Annotated in this window: 16 protein-coding genes; 13 read left to right on the top strand and 3 right to left on the bottom strand. The window is 32.8% G+C overall.

What is annotated here, in order from left to right:
* Positions 1-127: 127 nt before the first annotated feature.
* From Q0787_RS03670 to Q0787_RS03660, 3 genes are read right to left on the bottom strand one after another with little or no spacing between them, the layout of a single operon-like run.
* Entirely contained in the window at positions 128-778 is a 651-nt protein-coding gene (locus Q0787_RS03670; RefSeq protein WP_298900880.1) for a hypothetical protein, read from the bottom strand.
* Positions 757-7380, bottom strand: a complete 6624-nt coding sequence (locus tag Q0787_RS03665; protein WP_298900879.1) for an RHS repeat-associated core domain-containing protein — start codon at positions 7378-7380, stop codon at positions 757-759. Before Q0787_RS03665 ends, Q0787_RS03670 begins: the two co-directional genes overlap by 22 nt.
* A 12-nt stretch (positions 7381-7392) precedes the next feature.
* A complete protein-coding gene (locus Q0787_RS03660) occupies positions 7393-9243 on the bottom strand; it encodes a T9SS type A sorting domain-containing protein (RefSeq protein WP_298900878.1) in 1851 nt (616 codons plus the stop codon).
* Between the two features lie 411 nt (positions 9244-9654).
* On the opposite strand from Q0787_RS03660, the gene Q0787_RS03655 reads away from it, so the two are divergent.
* The 13 genes from Q0787_RS03655 (at position 9655) to Q0787_RS03600 (ending at position 20493) form a co-directional block, all read left to right on the top strand.
* On the top strand, positions 9655-10377 hold the full coding sequence (locus Q0787_RS03655; RefSeq protein WP_298900877.1) for a LytTR family DNA-binding domain-containing protein: 723 nt from the start codon (positions 9655-9657) through the stop codon (positions 10375-10377).
* Between the two features lie 205 nt (positions 10378-10582).
* Positions 10583-10744: a hypothetical protein gene (locus tag Q0787_RS03650; RefSeq protein WP_298900876.1), complete on the top strand. Its 162-nt coding sequence runs from the start codon at positions 10583-10585 to the stop codon at positions 10742-10744.
* Between the two features lie 104 nt (positions 10745-10848).
* Positions 10849-12924, top strand: a complete 2076-nt coding sequence (locus tag Q0787_RS03645) for a sensor histidine kinase (protein ID WP_298900875.1) — start codon at positions 10849-10851, stop codon at positions 12922-12924.
* 12 nt (positions 12925-12936) lie between these two features.
* The gene (locus Q0787_RS03640) at positions 12937-13620 is read left to right on the top strand and encodes a response regulator (RefSeq protein WP_298900874.1); all 684 of its coding nucleotides are present in this window, start codon (positions 12937-12939) and stop codon (positions 13618-13620) included.
* Positions 13621-13729: 109 nt separating this feature from the next.
* Positions 13730-16132, top strand: a complete 2403-nt coding sequence (locus Q0787_RS03635) for a TonB-dependent receptor (RefSeq protein WP_298900873.1) — start codon at positions 13730-13732, stop codon at positions 16130-16132.
* Positions 16133-16265: 133 nt separating this feature from the next.
* Positions 16266-16436, top strand: a complete 171-nt coding sequence (locus Q0787_RS03630) for a class I lanthipeptide (RefSeq protein ID WP_298900872.1) — start codon at positions 16266-16268, stop codon at positions 16434-16436.
* A 91-nt stretch (positions 16437-16527) separates the two neighbouring features.
* Positions 16528-16692: a class I lanthipeptide gene (locus tag Q0787_RS03625; RefSeq protein ID WP_298900871.1), complete on the top strand. Its 165-nt coding sequence runs from the start codon at positions 16528-16530 to the stop codon at positions 16690-16692.
* A gap of 84 nt (positions 16693-16776) precedes the next feature.
* Positions 16777-16947 carry a class I lanthipeptide gene (locus tag Q0787_RS03620; protein WP_298900870.1) on the top strand — a complete coding sequence of 57 codons (171 nt, stop codon included), beginning with the start codon at positions 16777-16779 and terminating at the stop codon, positions 16945-16947.
* Positions 16948-16982: 35 nt separating this feature from the next.
* Entirely contained in the window at positions 16983-17171 is a 189-nt protein-coding gene (locus Q0787_RS03615; protein ID WP_298900869.1) for a class I lanthipeptide, read from the top strand.
* Positions 17172-17182: 11 nt separating this feature from the next.
* Entirely contained in the window at positions 17183-17362 is a 180-nt protein-coding gene (locus Q0787_RS19345; protein ID WP_366915875.1) for a class I lanthipeptide, read from the top strand.
* Positions 17343-18515, top strand: a complete 1173-nt coding sequence (locus tag Q0787_RS03610; RefSeq protein WP_298900868.1) for a lanthionine synthetase LanC family protein — start codon at positions 17343-17345, stop codon at positions 18513-18515. The genes Q0787_RS19345 and Q0787_RS03610 overlap by 20 nt, the downstream gene beginning before the upstream one ends.
* Before the next feature lie 65 nt (positions 18516-18580).
* Positions 18581-19528, top strand: a complete 948-nt coding sequence (locus Q0787_RS03605; protein WP_298900867.1) for an LLM class flavin-dependent oxidoreductase — start codon at positions 18581-18583, stop codon at positions 19526-19528.
* Positions 19525-20493: an LLM class flavin-dependent oxidoreductase gene (locus Q0787_RS03600; protein ID WP_298900866.1), complete on the top strand. Its 969-nt coding sequence runs from the start codon at positions 19525-19527 to the stop codon at positions 20491-20493. Before Q0787_RS03605 ends, Q0787_RS03600 begins: the two co-directional genes overlap by 4 nt.
* The last annotated feature ends 31 nt before the right edge of the window (positions 20494-20524 follow it).

Here is a 20524-nt window from a genome sequence, read left to right as displayed (position 1 = left end):
TAAAAAAAGGAAAACTTAAAGTTTCCCTTTTTTTATTACATCGACGTGTGATATAACAGGATAGTTAGAAATTAAAGTTTAAATAAACTTAAAAAGTAAACGATCAACTAACTCATAATATAACCGTCTAATGTTTTCGTGTTTTATGTAATTTTTCCGTGTACCATGTTTCATTTATAAACCATGCATTATTACAATTTGGTACGTTATCCGTTTTATAAAACTTAAAGAGCCTTGTCTTTTTTGCTTTTTCTTCTTTCGGTTTATCTAATGCACCTCCTCCGTAAGAGATATAGTTCAATGCGCTTAAAGTATCTTTGTTTAAAATTTGATAATTTTCTTCAACCGTCCATTTTTTGTGATATGCATTTTTATTCGTTCCAAAACTTTGAACCGTTAAAGTATCATTATGCACATAATAATTATCAAAATATCCATTTTTAAAATAGTCATTTTTGGCAGTTTTCTCTAAATATGTATTAGGCGCACTCCAAAAGAGGCTATCAACTTGAAAAGTGCATTTTCTTCCATTCTTATCAAAATAGAAACCTGTTCTCGTTTCTTTAAATTTACTATGCAATGGTGTAAATTCTATGTAAACTCCATTGGTATTTAATTGATGTGAATTTTCATCATTATAAACAGGTTTTTCAAATGCGGTATAGCCTTCTAAGTTAACCGAACTTGCACCACAACTTATAAGCATAAGCATAAGTACTAGTGCACCTAATAGAAAAAGTGAATGTGTGGACTTTCTTATTTTGAATAAAGTGACCATGGGTTTCTATTTCTATAAAATTGGAAAAACAAATTGTCTGGTGAACCATAATTAGTATTAAAATATGGTCCAGTAATTACATGTCTATGAATACCATTTTGAAACAAATCTTGTACAAATGCACCATTAAAACCTAATCTATATGTCTTGTCTTTATCTCTATATCCGAAATACATGCCTGCAAAAATTCTGCTTCCACTAGAGTAAGTATAATGTTTATTTTTTCCCCAAATAGGAGATTCGTAAGTTTTATCTCTTGTGTCGTCTTTTCCATCTATAGTATATTCTCCATTATACTCGTTCGAAGGAGGTTCAGATGTATATAAGTTAAACCCAAAAGAGTAATTACCAATACCTACTTCAGCAGCAGCCGTTCTATATTCATCTCCAGATAAAAACGCATCGTTTGTCATTTTAAAAGAAAAATCTCCTCTTTGATAACCTATAAACCAATTACCTTGAGAATGTTTACCTCCGTACAGCGTAGCTCCTAATGAGAACGCTTGCCCATTTTTATTATCATAAATGGTGAATCCACCCCCAATATTTGATCCTCCTTTTCCAATTGATCCTCCTACAGAAAAAGAAAACCCTTTACTCTTATATCCTACACTTCCGGAAAGTCCAAAGTTAAACCCTCCTGTTCCAAAAGCTATAGAGGGACTTAAACTAAAGGAAAAATCGCCTATTGGGATACTTACAGCAGGTAAAAAGCTAGAAGCAACACCTGCGGCCACAAATCCCCAAAACTGTCCCATACTCATGACGGCGGGAAACATTCCGGGAGCAGCAATTCCTCCCAATGCGCCAGTTAAAGCACCACCTAATACAGACATAGCGAAACCTCCCCAAGACCAATCGCCAGTAATAGCTGCGTTAATTATATACGCTGCAGCTCCAGCAGTTGCACCAATAAGCGCTGCAACACCAACAATTGCCCAGAAAATTTCTCCACTTGGGTCAATATGAGTTAAAGGATTATTCCAGACATAACCATAACGATTAAAGTTTTGAGAATTGTATGGATCTTGAATATAACTATCTGGCGATAGAAAACGACCTAATTGGGCGTCATACATTCGTCCATTCATGTGTATCAATGAAACCTCAAAGAAATGCTCATGACCTGTAAACCCTCGCCCTATTAATGAGTCATGACTAAATTCTGCAAGCTCATTATCTTTCTTAAATGCATCTGTTTTACCCCAAGCACCAAATTGGCGCTCTTCTAATATGTTGGCCGAGCTATCTGAAATAGCAAGAATACTTCCCAAATAATCTCTATGTAAATACACATATTCATCAATATCAGTTCCACCTGACATACCGCTGGTCTTTATATACGCTAAAGGTGCGGTATAAGCATTACCAGCTATATATGTAATGATCTTGGTGCTTCCATTTATATTATCATGCACCATTTCAACAGGAACGATACTTGAATACTGCTTATGATATTGACGCTGTGTTTTATCTTCTTGAAGCCCTCCATAAAAAGCATGATTACGCTTCATTAATGGTCCGTATTCAAAACTTACGCGACCTTTTTCATTTTCCGAAATCTCAATGGGTTTTTTAAAAGCATTATAAGTAATCTGTTGCAAATCATGTTGTTGGTAATAGATATCTCCTTGATTGTTTAAGTCAATATCAGCAAGTTGATACATGTTACTACTGGCATAATTATAATCACCAATAGATGAATTGTTAGTGATACGCCCTCTATCATCGTATTCTTTTACATTTGATACGGGAGCATCAACTTGTGTTAGTCTATCTAAATTGTCATGCGTAAAGCTTTCATTCCAATTGGAGAAACCATAATTTTTTCGACTATTTAAAATGCCTCTTTGAGCATCAAAACTATAATCCATTTTTAGAGCTTGAGCACTACCTGTACCAGCGTCTTCCTTGTCTAAGATATGCGTTAAAAACCCATATTGGTCGTATTGCTTTGTTTTAACAATACCATTTCCTAATTCGATATTTAATGCCTGACCTCTAGCGTTTTCATCATTTATTTTCCAAATTAAATTGTTTGAGCTAAAATCTCTTATTTCTGTTCGAACACCGGCTGCATCATATATATTCTTTACTTTAACATCACTATTGGTTCCAGAACCTAAATGATTAGAAATGTAATTTTCACTTTCTATTCTTCCGAAAGGATCAAAGGTCAAACGCTTTTCAAAATTTCCAGTTTCAGTGGTTTCCTGAATTCTACTTAAACGCTTGTAAGTATCATAATAATAATTATAAGTATAAGTTGAGTAAGTATCACTTCTATTGTTTGATCCATTAATAACATTCAATAATTTGGTGGTCCCATCGTATACATAATTGAGTGTTAAGTCTGTTTCATCTCCATCAACTGTTTTCGTATTTAAACGACCTAGTGCATCATATGTATATGTTGTTGTGCCTTTAGGTGTGGTTTCTTCTAAAACTTCACCTAAAATATTGTATTGATAGGAATATGTTCCTGCAGAAGAATCGGTAAGAGAGGCTTTTCGTCCCCAACCGTCTATGGTGACTGATACAACATGACTGCCATAGTTAGCAGATTTCATGGCTCCATTACCATGATATTGATAAGTAATGGTTCCACCTAAGTCTTGTAAAGTAGTGATATTTCCTACAGCATCTTTAGTGGTGGTTACCGTTTTAGTGCCGTCATCTACTGTCGCCGACAATCCATTATATGATGTATTTATAACTTTCCCGTTAAATAGGGTGTTAGATATTGGTCTACCATATTGATCATAGTACACCTGATTCCATTGTGTTGCGCTACCAGTGCTAAAATAAGGTTCACTTTCTCTCGTTTGTCGTCCTGCAGCGTTATACTCAAAACGCTTTTGAACCCATTTATTGTTAAGGCTTAATTTTTTGTTCTGAACTACCCAGCCAAAGGAATTATAATAGATTTTTTCATCTTGACCTTCAGGATAATCTATCGATTTTGTTAAACACAAGCCTAAGCCAGAAACGTTTTCGGTATTATAGGCATATTTAGTTTCTTTACCTAAGTAATTGGTTTCTTTTAATAGACGTTGCCAGGCATCATACTCGTATGATGTCGTTTGTCCGTAAGGTGAAGTCGAAGACGTAAGAACCCCCAGTGTAGCATTATATAGGTGAGTCGTTTCTAAGCCAAGAACATCAGTGCTTTTAGTCATATAACGACCACTTGAGTCATAGTCAAATTCTTCAACTCTATTTGTAATACCCGTACCGCTAATCGTTTTTCTTGTAGTATTCCCAAATACATCATACAAAAAGTTCTCAGTAAGCCAAGGCGTGCCATTACCTTTCTTTTTAGTTTGCGTAACTAGATTATTGTTATATGTAAGTTGTACTTCTGAATTAAAGGTATTTCCATTAAGCGTGCTTGTTTCTGTTCGTTTTGTTGGTCTACCTATGTGATAATACTCATTAGTTGCCGAGATATTGTGTGAGTACAAATAACTTATAGTTTTAGAACCACCAGTAAATGTTGTGCTAATGCTTAATGGGTTTTTGTAACTATCATAGGTGTAACTTTCGGTAGAACTTATGTTTTGTAAACCATCTTCTTTTTGAATTTGCGTTGGCATATTGATAAAAACCTTGTTGGAAAGCAGTTGAGTAGAATAGGTGTAAGTTGATCTATTTGCAAAATTTGAAGATGGATAACTTGATGGTGATGTGGATACCCATTGTTGTGTTACGGCACCTCGTTTTTGCATATCATGTTTAGATACATTCCAAAGTTGGGCAACACCGTCACCAAACCAGTTGGTTTTTTTAAATTCTTTGAACCCTAAGAACCCAAGTCCTTCGGCATGAGAAACAGCTCCTAAATATTGGAATAATTGCCTTTGAACATAACCCGAACCTGTATTTTTTGCCTCTTTCACTACTTTAAATGAAGGGGCTATATTAATATTTACAAAAGGGTAGTTTTCGTCGTAATCTGGTGAATACGTATTGGAAGGGTAAGGCAACCCGTCATCTTCGCCTATACGTTCATAAAAAATGTCGGTTACTACGCCATTATTTGTAATCTTATTGAGTGAAGTATCTTTTTTATTATCTCGATTAAAAACATAGGTGTGGACATTATTTCCATCTATATATGCATATTCTAAATTACTGTTAGTGGCTTTTGCTTCTAAAAATAAAGGAATCCCAAATTTTGTAACGCCATTATTTGTTGCCAAAGAGTTGGTTGTTAGCTGAAACGAAGGCGTACTCTCATTGCTATTATGTGTGTTTGTATATAGCATTAATCTATCACTAACAACATTGTAAGATGAATATGGGGAGACCACTTCATGTTTTAAAATATCTGATTTACCATCTCCATTATAATCTTGTGCTATATAATGATATTCATATAATGGATTTTCCATAGGAACTCCATTGACAATCTCAATTGGATTATACCAAGGATGGTCAGTGTCAACATAGTTTTCTGTATACGTCACTCCAATATTTTTCGAGTAATAATAAATATTGTTGCCTCTAGATAAATAAAAACGCCAAGTTGAGCTATTATTAGCAGATGGTTGAGCGAAGTCGGTTTTGCCATCTCCATTATAATCTCCAAGCAATATTGGTTTGTCTTCATCTATATAACTATTAGATAAATAAGCAATCTGAACCAATTGATTTGAAGCGTTCATTGAATATACTCTTACTAATCCATCACGAATATGCATTAAATCTGTTTTACCGTCTCCATCGAAGTCTACACCAAATAGCTTATCTGTGCTATCTTGAATACGATGTGCCAATGAGCCTATATTAACAGCAGTTGTACTGGCTGTACGTTTTAAATCGACAAAATATACTTCAGAATTTCCTTGAGAAACGGTTTCATTCCCACAAACGCACTCATCATAATCATCCCAATAATCATATTCCCATTCACATACTTCTCTATAGTACTTTTTTGGAATAGCCAATACATCTGTTAATCCGTCACCATTAAAGTCTCCACTGATATAAGATTTCGGAATTTTTCTATAATCATTATTTGACGGAGGGTCACAATCAAAATCGCCAACAGGTCCAATTGGGAAATTAACAAATTTATCATATTGAAGTACTGGTCCATAAGCTGCCATTGCAAACGTTCTAAAACGAGCAGTAGAATTTGAACTATTTACTGTTTCTCTAACATTTGTAACCCCTTGTTGGGATAGGATTTTACCATTCCAAGATAGAATTGTACTAGCAAAAACTTGATCGAATTTTTCAACATTTACGGAGTATCCTATTGAAATTCCGGAGCCATAATCGTCAAAAATATCCATAAAAACATTTAATTCATTTCTGGCATTTTTGTTATAGGTTATAAAATCCATTTTCCCATCTCCGTTAAATTCACCAACGGCCAATGCATCACTATTGTAATTAATACCAGGATATATGTCTAAAGTATTACCATCTCTTGTGACACCACTAGAGGATGATTCATAAGTGAAAGTTATTGCTGGGAAAGACTGATTAGCACTGTTATATTCGCGAATTGACGACACTCTTTGATAGCCAAGAGAAGTAGTATTATGCGATAATTGATACTTTCTATATAATTGATTGCCGCCTTTAACTTCAATACGATCCAAAATATTGGTGCGTTTAAAGGTGAGACCTTTGATGTAAGAAAGTTCAGGACGTGTTCTTGTTTTGTAATAAAAATAGATGTCATTAGGTGGTGTTGTACCTGTTCTTGAACCGTATTTAATTCTATTAATACGAAGTAAGTTATTACTTTGAGAGTAATTGTATTCTATATAATTACCTTGAGGATCTTGTCGTTTATACAATGCCCATTCTAATCGTCCACGAGAAGAACCTCCATTACCATACCATGCACGTGTACCATCAGGATAGAACACTATAAAATAGGAAGGTCCATAAGAAGATCCATAAGGTGATGTTCCGTATGCTTTGATTTTAATATTCGAATAGTTTTCGGTTTGATACTCTGAACCACTCGAACCATAGCTCCCAGATTTTATCATTAAGCGTTGTCCGTCTAATGCAAATCTGTCACTGCTATCAAAATCCACCGGATCAATTAATCCATCATGGTGTTTTGTAGCTGGGATTCTTGTAATTGTTGATAAACCAGTAACATTCCATCCCCATCCTGCGAGACCATTAGATGCTTGACTGCTAAAAGAAATACCAATATTAGGTGCTACATCTTTTATCCCAGGTGGCAAATTAATAGGCACGTTATAAGTAGCAGCTCCACTTAGTGACACTGCAAATTCACCAGGTGTCGTTCCTGCATATCCAGATGATGTAGTGCCTCCTGGAGGCGGGTCAATAATTTCAAAACATTCTCCTGTTATTTGATTACATAAACCATCACAATCTGCGCAAGGGTCTAACTCGATACAATCACCTGTAGAAGGATCGATTAAACATGGTTCTTTTGAGGAGGTCTTAGAGACAGATGCCTTTTGATTTTTACTCGTATTTATTTTCTTAAAATCCATCTTTATCTTGTTAGAAGGATCTTCCAAAAGAGAATTAGGAGTTTGTGCAAAACCAACAAATCCTATAAAAAATAATATGAAGCCTATAAAGTAATTTCTTAATTTCATTTTTTGAGTTGTTTAGTTTTTGATGATTTGTTCTGTTTTTACTGTCCCATTAGTAAAATGCATATGGATATGATAGGTTCCAGATGGCATGTCACTAATGTTTAGCTCTATTTGATTAGTAGGATTATTAATATTGATTCTTCTAACAAGAGCACCACTAGATGTATAAATATTAATGGAGTTTGTTAAATTGTAATCCTTACCTGAGAGTTTAATGGCAATTTTCCCATCAGTTGGGTTAGGATAAATGGTATACTTTACATCTGTTAAATTTGTATCTTCTTTTGTTTCTTCACCAGGTAAAGGCACATCTGTTTGTTCTGCCACAACAACACCTTCTTCTTCCATTTTTACGCCTTCTTCGTTGATCATTCTACTTTCAGGAGCTACTGGCGAGCAGAAGCCCTCTTCTTCACAGTAGAAGCGTTGTTTTTGGTTTCCTGCAAGATCATAACTGAATATTAACTTTGAATCTGGGTTAATTCTTAGTAATTCTTCAATTGGTAATTCATTACCATCAGCATATTCTATTCGGGGATTACAGTAATATTGTATGTCGTTCGTGTTTGTGTCATTAGATAAATAAGCACGATGTCTTACTTGAGAGACGGTGTTATGAAACTTATAATCTCTTAATTCCTGAACTTCTTCACCTGTTACACCATCATATATACGCCCTAAATTAGCTGTTCCTGCATAGCCATATTCGTGAACATAACCTACTAGCAGATACCATCTGTTAAGTTTTGGTAAATCTCCGGCAAAAAAATAAGGGTCATTAGGATGGCTATAATCACTAAAATTACCATCAAGAGGAATACTATTATAATATCCATTACCATAGGCATTATACCCAAAGAACGTCATGCCATCATGAGAATTTGTTTTTTTAATCCAAACTGAAAAACGAACAGGACGATGGTAAAAAGGATAGCCTAAAAGAATATTGTAAGAATCCCAACCACCATTAGGCCCATTATCTCCATCAGATTTTGATTTCCAAAGCAACGTTTCTTCGCCCACATGATTTTCACCCCATACTCTTTCGTTTTCTGCTTCAGACCCATAATTATTAAAATAGATTACGCCCCAATCGGAGGAGCCTTCGGTCCAATAAGATGTATTTAATATATTGGTGTTATAATTTGTACCGTTCAAACCAAGTAAGTCTGCAAGGGGAGGCTCATTACCATCAACCATTTCTGCTCTAGGCGCATAAAAAAACTGTCTATCGGATGTATTAGTATCATAATACAAATAAGCTCTATGTTTCAATTTTGTGGTTGTTGGAGCAAACTTAAAATCTGTAATATTGACAACTTTAGTTCCAGTAACAGGGTCATAAATTCCTCCATAACTTAGGTCTGAATTGTAGTTTTTACCATGAATATATCCAACTAACATATACCATTTGTTGAGTTGCGGTAAGTCTCCAACCCAGAAATATGGATTTGTTCCAATATCTCCATTTAATTTTAAAATGGTATAATCATAAAAGTTTGTGTCGGTACCGCTTTGCCACTGCTGACAACCAAAATAGCTATGCCCATCGTTAGAATTTGTTTTTTTCAACCAAACAACAAAGCGATAGGTTTCTTCATTGTTGATATTATGATAGTTAGAGTTCCAACCACCATCTGCATTATTGGCAGCATCGTTTCCACCTTTCCATAAAATGGACGAATCGCCGAAAGGATCGGTCCCTAATTCTCGGCTATTTTCACTTGTAGCTCCGTTTTGAGCGAATCCAGAAACAGAACCGCTGCCAATAGTCCAAGTTGAAGTGTCTAATAAGTTTTGCGCTTTAGTTAAAGAAGAACTCAATACGAAAGCTAGAATAATAATAAGTAGTCTTAAATTCATATGTTGATGGCTTAAAAATTAATTGAAAATTTGTACGAATTTTCTTTGAAAATAAATATAAAAAACCACAATAACAATATTTTATTCAGAAAAGATTACTATTAAGCATTGATTTAAAGTTATTTACGTAAAAATCACTATAATCATCATCATATGCTTTGTAAGAGGTTGTTTAGCACTTTTATATCATTCGTTTCAATTTATACTAATGTTCCACGAATTAGATTTTGTTACCCAAATTTTTTAAAAAACCCTATGAATTCAATATAAAATTGCAGCTAATACGCTACCATAATGTTATTGTACCTGATGAAAATGAATAGTAAAAGTAGGTCTCAGCCTTATTTATAGTAACCAAATCCCATACTCATCACCCCTTTTAAGTAATTAACTTGCCCTCAAAAAGTTAAGGTGATACATTGCTTAATAATTGATAACGATATAACGACCTTGGAAGTCATTCAAACGGTTGTTGATGATTTTCAGGATATTGCATTTAATGTTGTTGAAGAAGATTATGAAATGGCTTTAAACTTGGTCTTAAAAGAAAAACCTCAGATAATATTTTACAATATCGATTCTCCACACATTAATATTTCAGAATTCTTGCTCGAAATTAATCAGTGTATGTCAGATCAACCTTCTTTTATTGCGGTATCTAGATCAAAAGATAAAGCTGCTGATGCTTATAAGTATGACTTTTCAGATTTTTTATTAAAGCCTTTGAAGGAACATTTAATTAGAAAAAGCCTTTTGAAATTTCAAAAGAAATGTCCAATAAAGCTAAATGAAACGATATGTCTTAAATCCTATAAGGACTATCAATATCTAAACATTGAGGATATCTTGTATTTAAAAGCAGATAATAACACTACAGATTTTTACATGACTGATGGTAGAGTTGTAGGTGCTTACAAAACACTAAAAGTTTTTGAAAACCTATTGCCTAAAACGTTTTTAAGAATTCACAAAAGCTATATTATTAATAAGAATTGTATTTCTAGAATTCATTATGGTAAATCTATTTGCTTTATTAATAGAGAACACAAAATACCATTTACAAAAACGTTTATTGAGAACGTTGATTTAATTAATAGGAGCCTATCAAAAAACACGCTCATTACTTTAAACTAACTTCCCTATCTAAAAGTAGCATTTCACTCGCAGACGACTAATAATGACTAAAACAATAATGTTTTTGTAGTAGAACCTTTATAGAGTTCATAATTTAGCTATGTAAAATCACTGATTTTCAAATCATTAACACTAACAATTAGAATCTGTTTTCGCGAAAATGACAAGCGTTAAGTTCTTGAAAACGATTATTAAACTTTTAATTATGAAAACTTTTAGATTATTATTTTTATTACTCGTAGCATCAACATTTACTTTTTCTTGTACTGACTTGGATTTTGAGGATGAGCAGGATCAACCAACACTAGAAAACGTTCAAGCAACTGGAGGAGAAGATGCCAATCCTGATGATGGTAGTAAAGAATAAAACTAACCCACACATAAGAGCCTTTGATTCATTATGGTTTATTCAAAGAAAAACTAATGTGAATTAAAGGCTTTTTTTATAGCTTTGTTTGAAACTCAAATCTCTTGAATATTAGTAAGATATACAGATTATTTTATGTACTACTTATTTTTAGTACTGTCTTGTTGCAGTCTTGTAATCAAAAAGATTTAAGTTTTGAAAACGAGGAACCACAAACCTTAAACGATAGTATTGATTTTTGGATTGAGGCGTCAAAAAATGATACTTACGATGTCAATGTAAGGAAGCAATTTTTGGTAATGTCTTACCAGAAAATTAAATCTGCAAAGATAGATACTGCGCACGTTAGGAAACTAAGTCATATTGCTTATAGAAACTTTAAACTTGGAGACACTTTATTATTCAAAAGACAAAATTCCGAAGCTATAGATATAGCGCAAAGAATTGAAGACTCTTTGGCCTTAGGAGATTTGTTTTGGAATTATGCGAGCTACTATAATAAAGTTGAGGTTTATGATAGCGCGTATTACTATTTCAATTTGGCCAATACTTGTTTCGATAAAAGTGGAAGCCTCTATGAGGCTGCAAAAATGCAATATGGCATGGCCTTCATAAAAGGACGCTTTAAAGATTATTCGGGAAGCGAGGTTTTAACTTTTAAAGCTATAGATAAGTTTAAAAAAATTGATGATGACAAAACTTTAGATGAGGTTAAAAGAAGGGATAATACTAAATCTTTGTTTTCGTGTTATAATTATTTAGCACAATTGCAAAATGATATTCAAGAGTACGACAGGGCTTTATTTTATTATGATAAATCTCTTGAATATCTCAAGGAAATAGAAAAAAGCGAAGAGTTATACTTGGCAAGTTTAAATAATATTGGCGTTACTCATTTGAAGAAAGGGAACTATACAAAGGCAATAAGTTATTTTGACGATATTTTAAAACGGGATAGTTTAAAGCTCAAAAGTATAAATCATTACGCTCGGGTTATCGATAATAAGGCTTATTGTAAATTTTTGATGAATGATACAATTAGCGTGCATCGTTATTTGAAAGAATCTTTAAGAATTAGAGATAGTTTAAACTACAAAGCCGGAATTATTATTTGCAAAATCCATCTTTCGAAATATTATGCTTTTGCTCAAGACACTAGTCTGGCTATTAGTCATGCTAAAGAAGCTAATACACTTGCGCGAATAAATAAAAATGGTAGAGACTATCTAGAATCTTTATTGTTGTTGTCAAAATTAGACAAGACATCTGCCCAGAGTTATTTGGAAAAGCATATTCAGTTTAGTGATAGCCTTCAAACAGTAGAACGAAGAATTCAGAATAAATTTACAAGAATTGCTTATGAAACAGATGAGTATATTGAAGAGAACAAACGTTTATCTCAGCAAAAGATTTGGATTATAATCATTAGTTTAGGTGTGTTTGCCATATCGTTATTGTCTTATTATATGAATCGTCAAAAACTTGTAAATAAAACATTAGTGTTAGAAAATGAACAACAAAAAGCCAATGAGCAGGTCTATCTTATTACTTTAAAACAACAAGAAAAATTAGAAAGAGAAAAAGTAAAAGAACGCAATAGAATTTCGGAAGAACTACATGATGGGATATTAGGAAAATTATTTGGAACAAGAGTGGGGCTTGGCTTTTTGGATATCAAAGGGAATGACGATACTAAAAACCAACACAATAAATTTCTTGAAGAATTGCAAACAATAGAAAAGGAGATACGAGAGGTGTCTCATAAACTAAATACAAATTTTGATAGTTCGCAAGTAAATTTTAGAAGTATTATTTATCAATTATTAGAAAGTAAATCTAAAATTGGAGATTTTAAGTTTGAGCTTTCCTTCGATTCAGAAATAGACTGGCAAAAAATGAGTGAAATTATAAAGGTTAACTTGTATAGAATTATTCAGGAGGCCTTACAGAATATTACTAAATATGCTCAGGCAAAATTTATTACTGTAGACTTTTCAATACATGATACCGACTTAGTTATGATTATTAAGGATGATGGGAAAGGTTTTAATGTAAATCGAAAGAAAAAGGGAATTGGCATAAAAAACATGAGAACAAGAACAGAGAAATTAAGTGGTAATTTCCGTATTAATTCCATTCCAGATCAAGGCACTTTAATCGAAACCCAAATACCTATATAAATATATACCGCTATGGAAAATAGAAAATATTCAGTTCTTATTATAGATGATCATCCACTTATTACCGAAGCTTATAAAACCGCATTCAATTATTATAGCAAAGCTCATGATGAGGTTAGCTTTTCTATACGTTGCGTACAGGACTGTGATACTTCAATGGAAGTTATAAATGATATTTTTACGAAAAAGAAAGTTCTTGATATTGTTTTTCTGGATATAAAACTGCCACCTTCTAAAGACGGAAAAATTATATCAGGGGAAGATTTAGGATTACGAATCAATAAACTGTTACCTAATACTAAAATAATTGTTTCAACAACCTTTAATGACAATTATAGGGTTCATAGTATTTTTAAGAGTTTAAATCCAGATGGTTTTTTAATTAAAAATGATATTACTCCAAAAGAACTAGTAGAAACTATTGATACTATAATAAACGATCCACCTTATTATAGTAAAACGGTTATCAGACTTCTTCGAAAACAAGTAGCCAATGATTTCTTATTAGATAATATTGATAGAAAAATTTTATACGAATTATCTATTGGAACAAGAATGAAAGATTTACCAAATATCTTGCCTTTATCCATAGCTGGAATCGAAAAAAGAAAGCGACACCTTAAACACCTTTTTAATATCAAGAGTGTAGACGATAGAGAACTACTATTGGTGGCTAAAGATAAAGGGTTTATATAACTGATAATGAAATATTAAGAATTTAAAAAGTAAGGATAGTCCTTACTTTTTTTATGATTAAAAATGGAAAGAAAATAGAATTTACGTATAAGTTTGATAAAACCTACGTATGAAAGTATTTCCATTAGTTTTTATGTTTTTTTTAGTAACCAATTTGGCACATTCTCAAGCAGAAATTAAGGGCGTTGTAAACGACTCTTCACAAGTTGCTATTGCTTATGCAAATGTTGTTTTATCTAAGGCTAATGGTGAAGCTATTTCTGGAACTGTTACCGATGAAAACGGACGATTTAAAATACAAGCCATTTCGGGTGACTATAAACTTAGTATAAGTTACATTGGCTATGAAACAAATACCAAAAATATAACTTTAGCAGAAAGTCTAGATTTAGGTGTAATTACATTATATCCAAGTAGAAATGAGTTGGATGAAGTGGTTATTTCTTCCCGAAAAAATCTAATTGAAAAGAAAGTTGACAGACTGGTTTTTAATGTTGAAAACTCCATTTCTGCATCAGGTGGAGATGTGACGGATATTTTGAAGGTTGCACCTTATCTTAGGCTCAAAAATGATGAAATCATTATGCTTGGGAAAAGCAATATGAGAGTTTTGGTTGATGGGAATTTTATCAACTTATCTGGAGATGATTTAACAAATTACTTGAAGTCGATACCTTCCGAAGAGATTAAGAAAATTGAAATCATTACTAACCCTCCTGCAAAATATGAAGCCGAAGGAAATAGCGGATTAATTAATATAATATATAAGAAAGGTGTTAGAAATAGTTGGAGGTCTAGTGTTAGAGGGACTTATACCCAATATACTTATCCAGATGGTAATATAGCTGGGAGTTTTAGGTACAGAAAAAACAAAACTTCGCTTTATGTCAATGGATCTTATGACAAAGGTTCGAAGCAAATTACAGATACCAATGAGTTTGAATTTGAAGATCAACTTTGGGATAGTGAAAACCCTCGACGCGTATTTTATGATAATAGCGTAAGCGCCCGAATAGCGCTTGATTACCAATGGAATGATAAATTATCATCTGGTTTTCAATACCAATTGGGATATGATGATACAAGGATAGAAAACAAAAACGATAGAACAAATATTATCAATAAGGCAACTTCTGCTATAGATTCTATTGTCGTTTCTCAATCAAAAATTACCCAATCAAGTCCTTTACACTCCCTTAATTTTCATTCCAGTTATCAGTTAGATTCTATTGGAAAAAACATCTCTATTAATCTAGACTATTTCACCTTTATAGATAATAGTTCTAGGGTATATAACTCGTCTAATTTTTTTGATAACGGACAAGAAACACCAAATAGTTTTAATGCTGGCAAAAATGACGGAAGACAAAATGTAGACAATTATTCATTTAAGGCAGATGTTGAATATCCGTTAGAAAAAATCGATCTTAATTTTGGTGGTAAACTATCATTTATAAACACCAATAATGATGTCAGTTTTTTTGATACAACTTCGGGTGCGCCAATTTTAGATATAAACCAAACCAATCAATTTGAATATAGGGAAACCAACACAGCACTTTATGTGTCAGCGAGTAAAAGTTTTAATGATAAATGGAGTGCTAAAGTTGGTTTAAGATTTGAAAATACAACAACCGAAGGCGTTTCACGACAACTAAATCAAACCAATGAAAATGATTATTTAAAATTATTTCCTAGTGCCTATATTAACTATGTGCCTAGTGAAGATCATATATTTTCATTGAGCTATAATAAACGTATATCACGACCAGCTTTTGAATATCTCAATCCGTTTCGTATTACACAAAACCCCTATCTACTTATAGAAGGAAATCCGTTTTTGCAACCTTCATTTTCAGACAATTTAGAGTTCACCTATATCCATAAACAAAACTGGGTGAGTAGCCTGTATTTTTCGCAAATAAAGGATGGTTTTGGGCAAATACTTTCCGTAGATAATCAAACAGGAGTAAGAAGTGTGGTTCCTCAAAACTATTATGATAGCTATACTGTTGGGCTTACAGAGTCGTATACATTCAACAAATTGAAAGGCTGGGAAAGTGTGAATACCCTTAATATTAACTACAGATATACAGAGGCACTTTTAAGTTTTATAAATGACAAACGAAATGGTGTAAATACATACATCTCAACTAGCAATAGTTTTGTTTTGAATGATAACCGAACCATTATATCAAGTATTGATGCCTGGTACAATTTTGCTGGCGTTTATGATATTTATAAAACATCATCAAGCTCTAGTGTAGATGTCTCTTTTAAATTTTTCTTTCTGAAAAGAGATTTACAATTAACCATAACAGGAAGTGATCTATTCAAAGGCCAAATTACAGAGGTTACAGCATTTAGTAATGGTGTAAGAACAACATATGAAAACTATTATGATTCCCGAAGATTAAGAGTGTCTTTACGATACAGCTTCGGAAATAAAAAAATAAGAGTGAATCGAAAAGATTTCGGTAACGAAGATGAAAAAGAAAGAACAGGAAACTAAATAAGGGTAGGTCTTAACAGCCATAAAACCTAAAACATATTGAAAATTAAACTTGCAAGTTTGAGACGTCCAAATAGAAGCTCTATGACATAAAAAGATAGCTTATTCATTCATTAATTTAAAATCATTTATTATGAAAAAAATTAAATTAAACAAAGGGTTACAACTTAACAAAGAGGTTGTAAGTAAGTTACAAGAAGATCAATTAGCAAATGTTAAAGGTGGTCTTGCACCAGCCGATTCATGTGGATTATTCTCATGTAACACAAAAAAGAAAAAAGATACGCCTCAAGAGCAAGCATAACATCTTATAAAGATGTCCATAAGTAGTTGGTATATAGATAAAACCAGGCTACTTGTATCTTATTCATTCATTAATTTTAAAATCATTTATTATGAAAAAAATCAAATTAAACAAAGGGTTACAACTAAACAAAGAAGTTGTAAGTAAATTACAAGAAGATCAATTAGCAAATGTTAAAGGTGGTATGGCTGCCGCTGGATCATGTGGAATCTTCTCATGTAACACTAAGAAAAAAGATGCGCCTCAAGAGCTGTAATTTCTTAGATTAATAAGTAAACAGCTAGTATAATTACTAGCTGTTTATCTTCTTTCATTTCAAAACATATAAATCCAAATTATCATGAAAAAAATAAAATTTAATACAACGCTTCGTCTTAGTAAAGAAGTTGTTACTAGACTTCAAGATCATCAACTGTCAAACGTTAAAGGAGGTATGGGAGCTGCTGGATCTTGCTTTTTACACACGTGTAATACCGCAACAAAAAAAGAAAAGGAAAAAGAAGAAGTATAACTCCTTAAATAATAACACACTAAACCTTATGTATTATGAAAAAAATAAGACTTAATAAAGGACTTCAGCTTAATAAAGAAGTAATAAGCAAATTACAAGAAGAGAAATTGTCGAACATTAAAGGAGGTCAGGCACCTGGAGGTTCCTGTTGTATTTTCTCTTGTCATATGAATGCAACGCATTGTGCGTGTGGTCCACAAAAAACACAAGATAAAGAACAATAATAATCAAAAGAGTGATTAGTCTAAACAAAAAATTAGAATTAAATAAACAGGTAATCTCTAATCTTCAAAAACAAGAATCAGCTCTTGAAGGTGAAAATTTAGCAGCTGGTTCTTGCTTATTGTATTCTTGTCGTACTAGATCTAATTGTTCAGAAACCCAAGAAAATCAAGGTGATAACAAAGCATATTAACATAAAACCACATGTAATAAGAGACACGCTCATTAATAATGAATCTAAGTTCATTAATATGGGAATTACAGATGGTCTATTAGGCCTTTCCCTGTATCACTATTATTACTTTTTGTACACCAACGATGATACCTACTTAAATGACGTGATATCGTATTTGGAAAAAAGTATTGAAGGTATTGGAAGTCATTATAAAGGAACTAACATTATTTCTAACATTATTGATCTTGGAGACTATTTGTTCTTTTTATTTCAACAAGGTATTGTTGATAATGATGATATTAATAGCCTTCTGGTAGACTCAGATGAGATTATAAAAGATTTTTTATTAGAAGAAGTCAATAAAAACAATCTAGACCCAATGTTGGGCGCTGTAAAAGCAGGATATTACTTTTTAAATAGGTCTGAGTTTATAGATACCAACCCAATACTTTTAGAGCTCATATCATCCATCGAAAAACAAGCCATAACAGTTGATAATTTTGCGTACTGGGAGTCTGTTATTAAAAACCCTGAAGAACCAGAAGTTGAACTTGGAGTTACACATGGCGTAGCTGGCATCATCAACTTTTTGTTATTGGCCTATTCAAAACAAGTGCCATATAAAAACCTCAAAACAATACTATTAAAAGGGCTTAATTTTCTGTATGAATTCAATGAAAAAAAAGGAATTAATTGGTTTAGACTTGAAGCCAATGAACGAGAGAAATTAAATTATCAAGATTTAGCATATGGAGATATTGGGATAGGGTATACATTTTATAATGCAGGACTAATTTTGCAAAATGACGACCTTCTGTCCATTGGAAACGAGATTTTAGAAAACGCAGCAAAATTTAGAGATGATGAAGAGAAGTATACCAAAGACGGTAGCCTATTTTATGGTTCGTCAGGTCTACACGCATTGTTTAGTAAGACAAATGCAAAACTTAAAAACCCAACGTTAGATGAGGCTGTAAATTATTGGGGATTCAGCACTTTAAATAAAGACAATAAAAAATCAGAATGGGCAGGTTACCTTTCTAATTATAATGCGCAACATGATTATACGCACTTGTCGTTTTCCGAAGGCATTTGCGGTATAGGTATCATGCTAATGTCGCAACAAAAAGACCTAGGACACGACTATTTACGTTTTCTAAACTTTTATTAAACACATCAAAAGCCTTGAGTTAACACTTAACATATCAACTATTAATACGTAATAAGACACACAATATGGGACAAATTAAATTAGGAATTATAGAACTTGGATATAGAGAGAAAACAGATAGTTTAAGTATTATCGAACAAATAATAAACTATGCCATTGAAGTTGAAAATAGAGGATTTTCAAGATTTTGGTTAGCCGAACACCATTATACTTATCCTAATCATCCATTTTCTAATGGAGAAATCTTACTTACCATATTAGCAGGTATGACCGAAAGAATTAAAGTAGGAACAGCAGGAACGTCTATTAGTCTGTACTCACCATATTCTACGGCCACAAATTTTAAAATGCTCAACAACCTTTATACCGATAGGATAGATTTGGGTCTGTCTAAAGGTATTCCAGATAGTAAACTTATTATGAAACTAGCTAACGAAAACCTAAACGTCGATACGAGTTTTAAAATTTTTGATGATAACCTAAAAAGTATTGTAGACCTATTTAATAACGAAGAAAAGAATTTAAAAGAACATAAACTCCTCATCCCACCTCTTGGCGGTTCTACTCCGGATTTATGGTACTTATCAGGATCTTATCGCAGTTTCGATACTGTGATAGAGCATAAGTTAAATTTCTGTAGGTCCATATTTCATGGTACTGGAAGAGAAATAAAGTTCAGCAAAGATGAGCTTTTAGAATGTAAGTCATTGTATTTTGAAAAGCATGGTCAATACCCAGAAGTTGCTCTAGCTTTAGCAGTATATATAGGAAATACTATTGAAGAAGCCACAAAAAAAGTAGATGATTTTGTTGCTGAAACAAAGGCAAATTCACGAGAGGCGTTTAGGATTATTCCAACCACTATAGATCTTATGCACGAGATGTTATTGTCTTACCAGGTAGACTTCGGGGTTGATGAATTTATTATATATGATTTTGCAGTAACAAATGATGCCAAGATTAAAAATGCAGAACTCATAAGTGAAAAATTTAATTTATTGGCTTTAGCATGATAAACGAAGAGATTAAAATAGGACTATTAGAATATGGCTATAGAATTGATAAAAATAGTATGGCCACAATTGAAGAAATTATTGAGTATGCCGTTGAAGCAGATAGACTAGGGTTTTCAAGGTTTTGGTTAGGAGAACACCACGGTCCACTAACCACAACAGCGTTTACAAACCCGGATCTATTAATAGGTATTATAGCAGGAATGACTGATGATATAAAAGTAGGCTCTGCAGGTTCTACAATTTTAATTCATGATGCTTATCCAGTGGCAACAAATTATAAGTTAATGAATAATATGTTTTACGACAGGATTGACTTAGGCTTGGCTAAAGGAAGCGGACTTGTAGAAACCAAGGATGTGGTTAAGATGGATAGAGATTTAAAAAGTAGACAAGGCTTTAGAGAAGATTTTGATGATAAGCTAAAGCTCATTTATGATCTCTTCTATAATGAAAAGAAAAATCTCCAGGAAAACGAAATTGTTATTCCACCATTTGGAGGAAAACCTCCTGAAATGTGGTACCTATCAACCTCATATAGAAATGTTGAAACAGCGATTAAGTATGGATTAAATTACTCCAGGTCGTTATTTCATTCGCTCCCAGGAGATGATGACTATAAAAAAGAAGAACTCTTGCAATTTAAACAAGATTTTTTTGAAAAACATAAGGTATACCCTAAAGTGAATGTTGGAATTTCAATTTGTATGGAAAACACAATCGCTGAAGCTCAAAAAGAATTAAGTCATCTCAAACAGCACTATGGTCAAGGAGAAAATGAAGGGTTTAAAATTTTTGCTGTTACCATTGATTCTTTACACGATATGCTATTGGAATATCAGAATTTGTATGGAGTTGACGAATTTATAATTCATGACCTCACAGATGATCCAAAACAAATGCTAGATAATATTAACGCAATTAGCGAAAAATTTAATCTACAAAAAGAAGTAACAGTTAACTAATATGGTATTGAACTTTAGTAGTTGCTAAAGT

This window comes from uncultured Psychroserpens sp. (assembly GCF_947492715.1).
Lineage (GTDB): Bacteria > Bacteroidota > Bacteroidia > Flavobacteriales > Flavobacteriaceae > Psychroserpens.
The sequence above is the reverse complement of the archived record's forward strand: the minus strand, read 5'-3'. Positions and strand labels throughout refer to the sequence as shown.

What these genes read in the sequence shown, in the direction of transcription:
- Q0787_RS03670 (WP_298900880.1), bottom strand. Translation starts at nt 778, where the DNA reads ATGGTCACTTTATTCAAAATAAGAAAGTCCACACATTCACTTTTTCTA.
- Q0787_RS03665 (WP_298900879.1), bottom strand. Translation starts at nt 7,380, where the DNA reads ATGAAATTAAGAAATTACTTTATAGGCTTCATATTATTTTTTATAGGA.
- Q0787_RS03660 (WP_298900878.1), bottom strand. Translation starts at nt 9,243, where the DNA reads ATGAATTTAAGACTACTTATTATTATTCTAGCTTTCGTATTGAGTTCT.
- Q0787_RS03650 (WP_298900876.1), top strand. Translation starts at nt 10,583, where the DNA reads ATGAAAACTTTTAGATTATTATTTTTATTACTCGTAGCATCAACATTT.
- Q0787_RS03640 (WP_298900874.1), top strand. Translation starts at nt 12,937, where the DNA reads ATGGAAAATAGAAAATATTCAGTTCTTATTATAGATGATCATCCACTT.
- Q0787_RS03635 (WP_298900873.1), top strand. Translation starts at nt 13,730, where the DNA reads ATGAAAGTATTTCCATTAGTTTTTATGTTTTTTTTAGTAACCAATTTG.
- Q0787_RS03630 (WP_298900872.1), top strand. Translation starts at nt 16,266, where the DNA reads ATGAAAAAAATTAAATTAAACAAAGGGTTACAACTTAACAAAGAGGTT.
- Q0787_RS03625 (WP_298900871.1), top strand. Translation starts at nt 16,528, where the DNA reads ATGAAAAAAATCAAATTAAACAAAGGGTTACAACTAAACAAAGAAGTT.
- Q0787_RS03620 (WP_298900870.1), top strand. Translation starts at nt 16,777, where the DNA reads ATGAAAAAAATAAAATTTAATACAACGCTTCGTCTTAGTAAAGAAGTT.
- Q0787_RS03615 (WP_298900869.1), top strand. Translation starts at nt 16,983, where the DNA reads ATGAAAAAAATAAGACTTAATAAAGGACTTCAGCTTAATAAAGAAGTA.
- Q0787_RS03605 (WP_298900867.1), top strand. Translation starts at nt 18,581, where the DNA reads ATGGGACAAATTAAATTAGGAATTATAGAACTTGGATATAGAGAGAAA.
- Q0787_RS03600 (WP_298900866.1), top strand. Translation starts at nt 19,525, where the DNA reads ATGATAAACGAAGAGATTAAAATAGGACTATTAGAATATGGCTATAGA.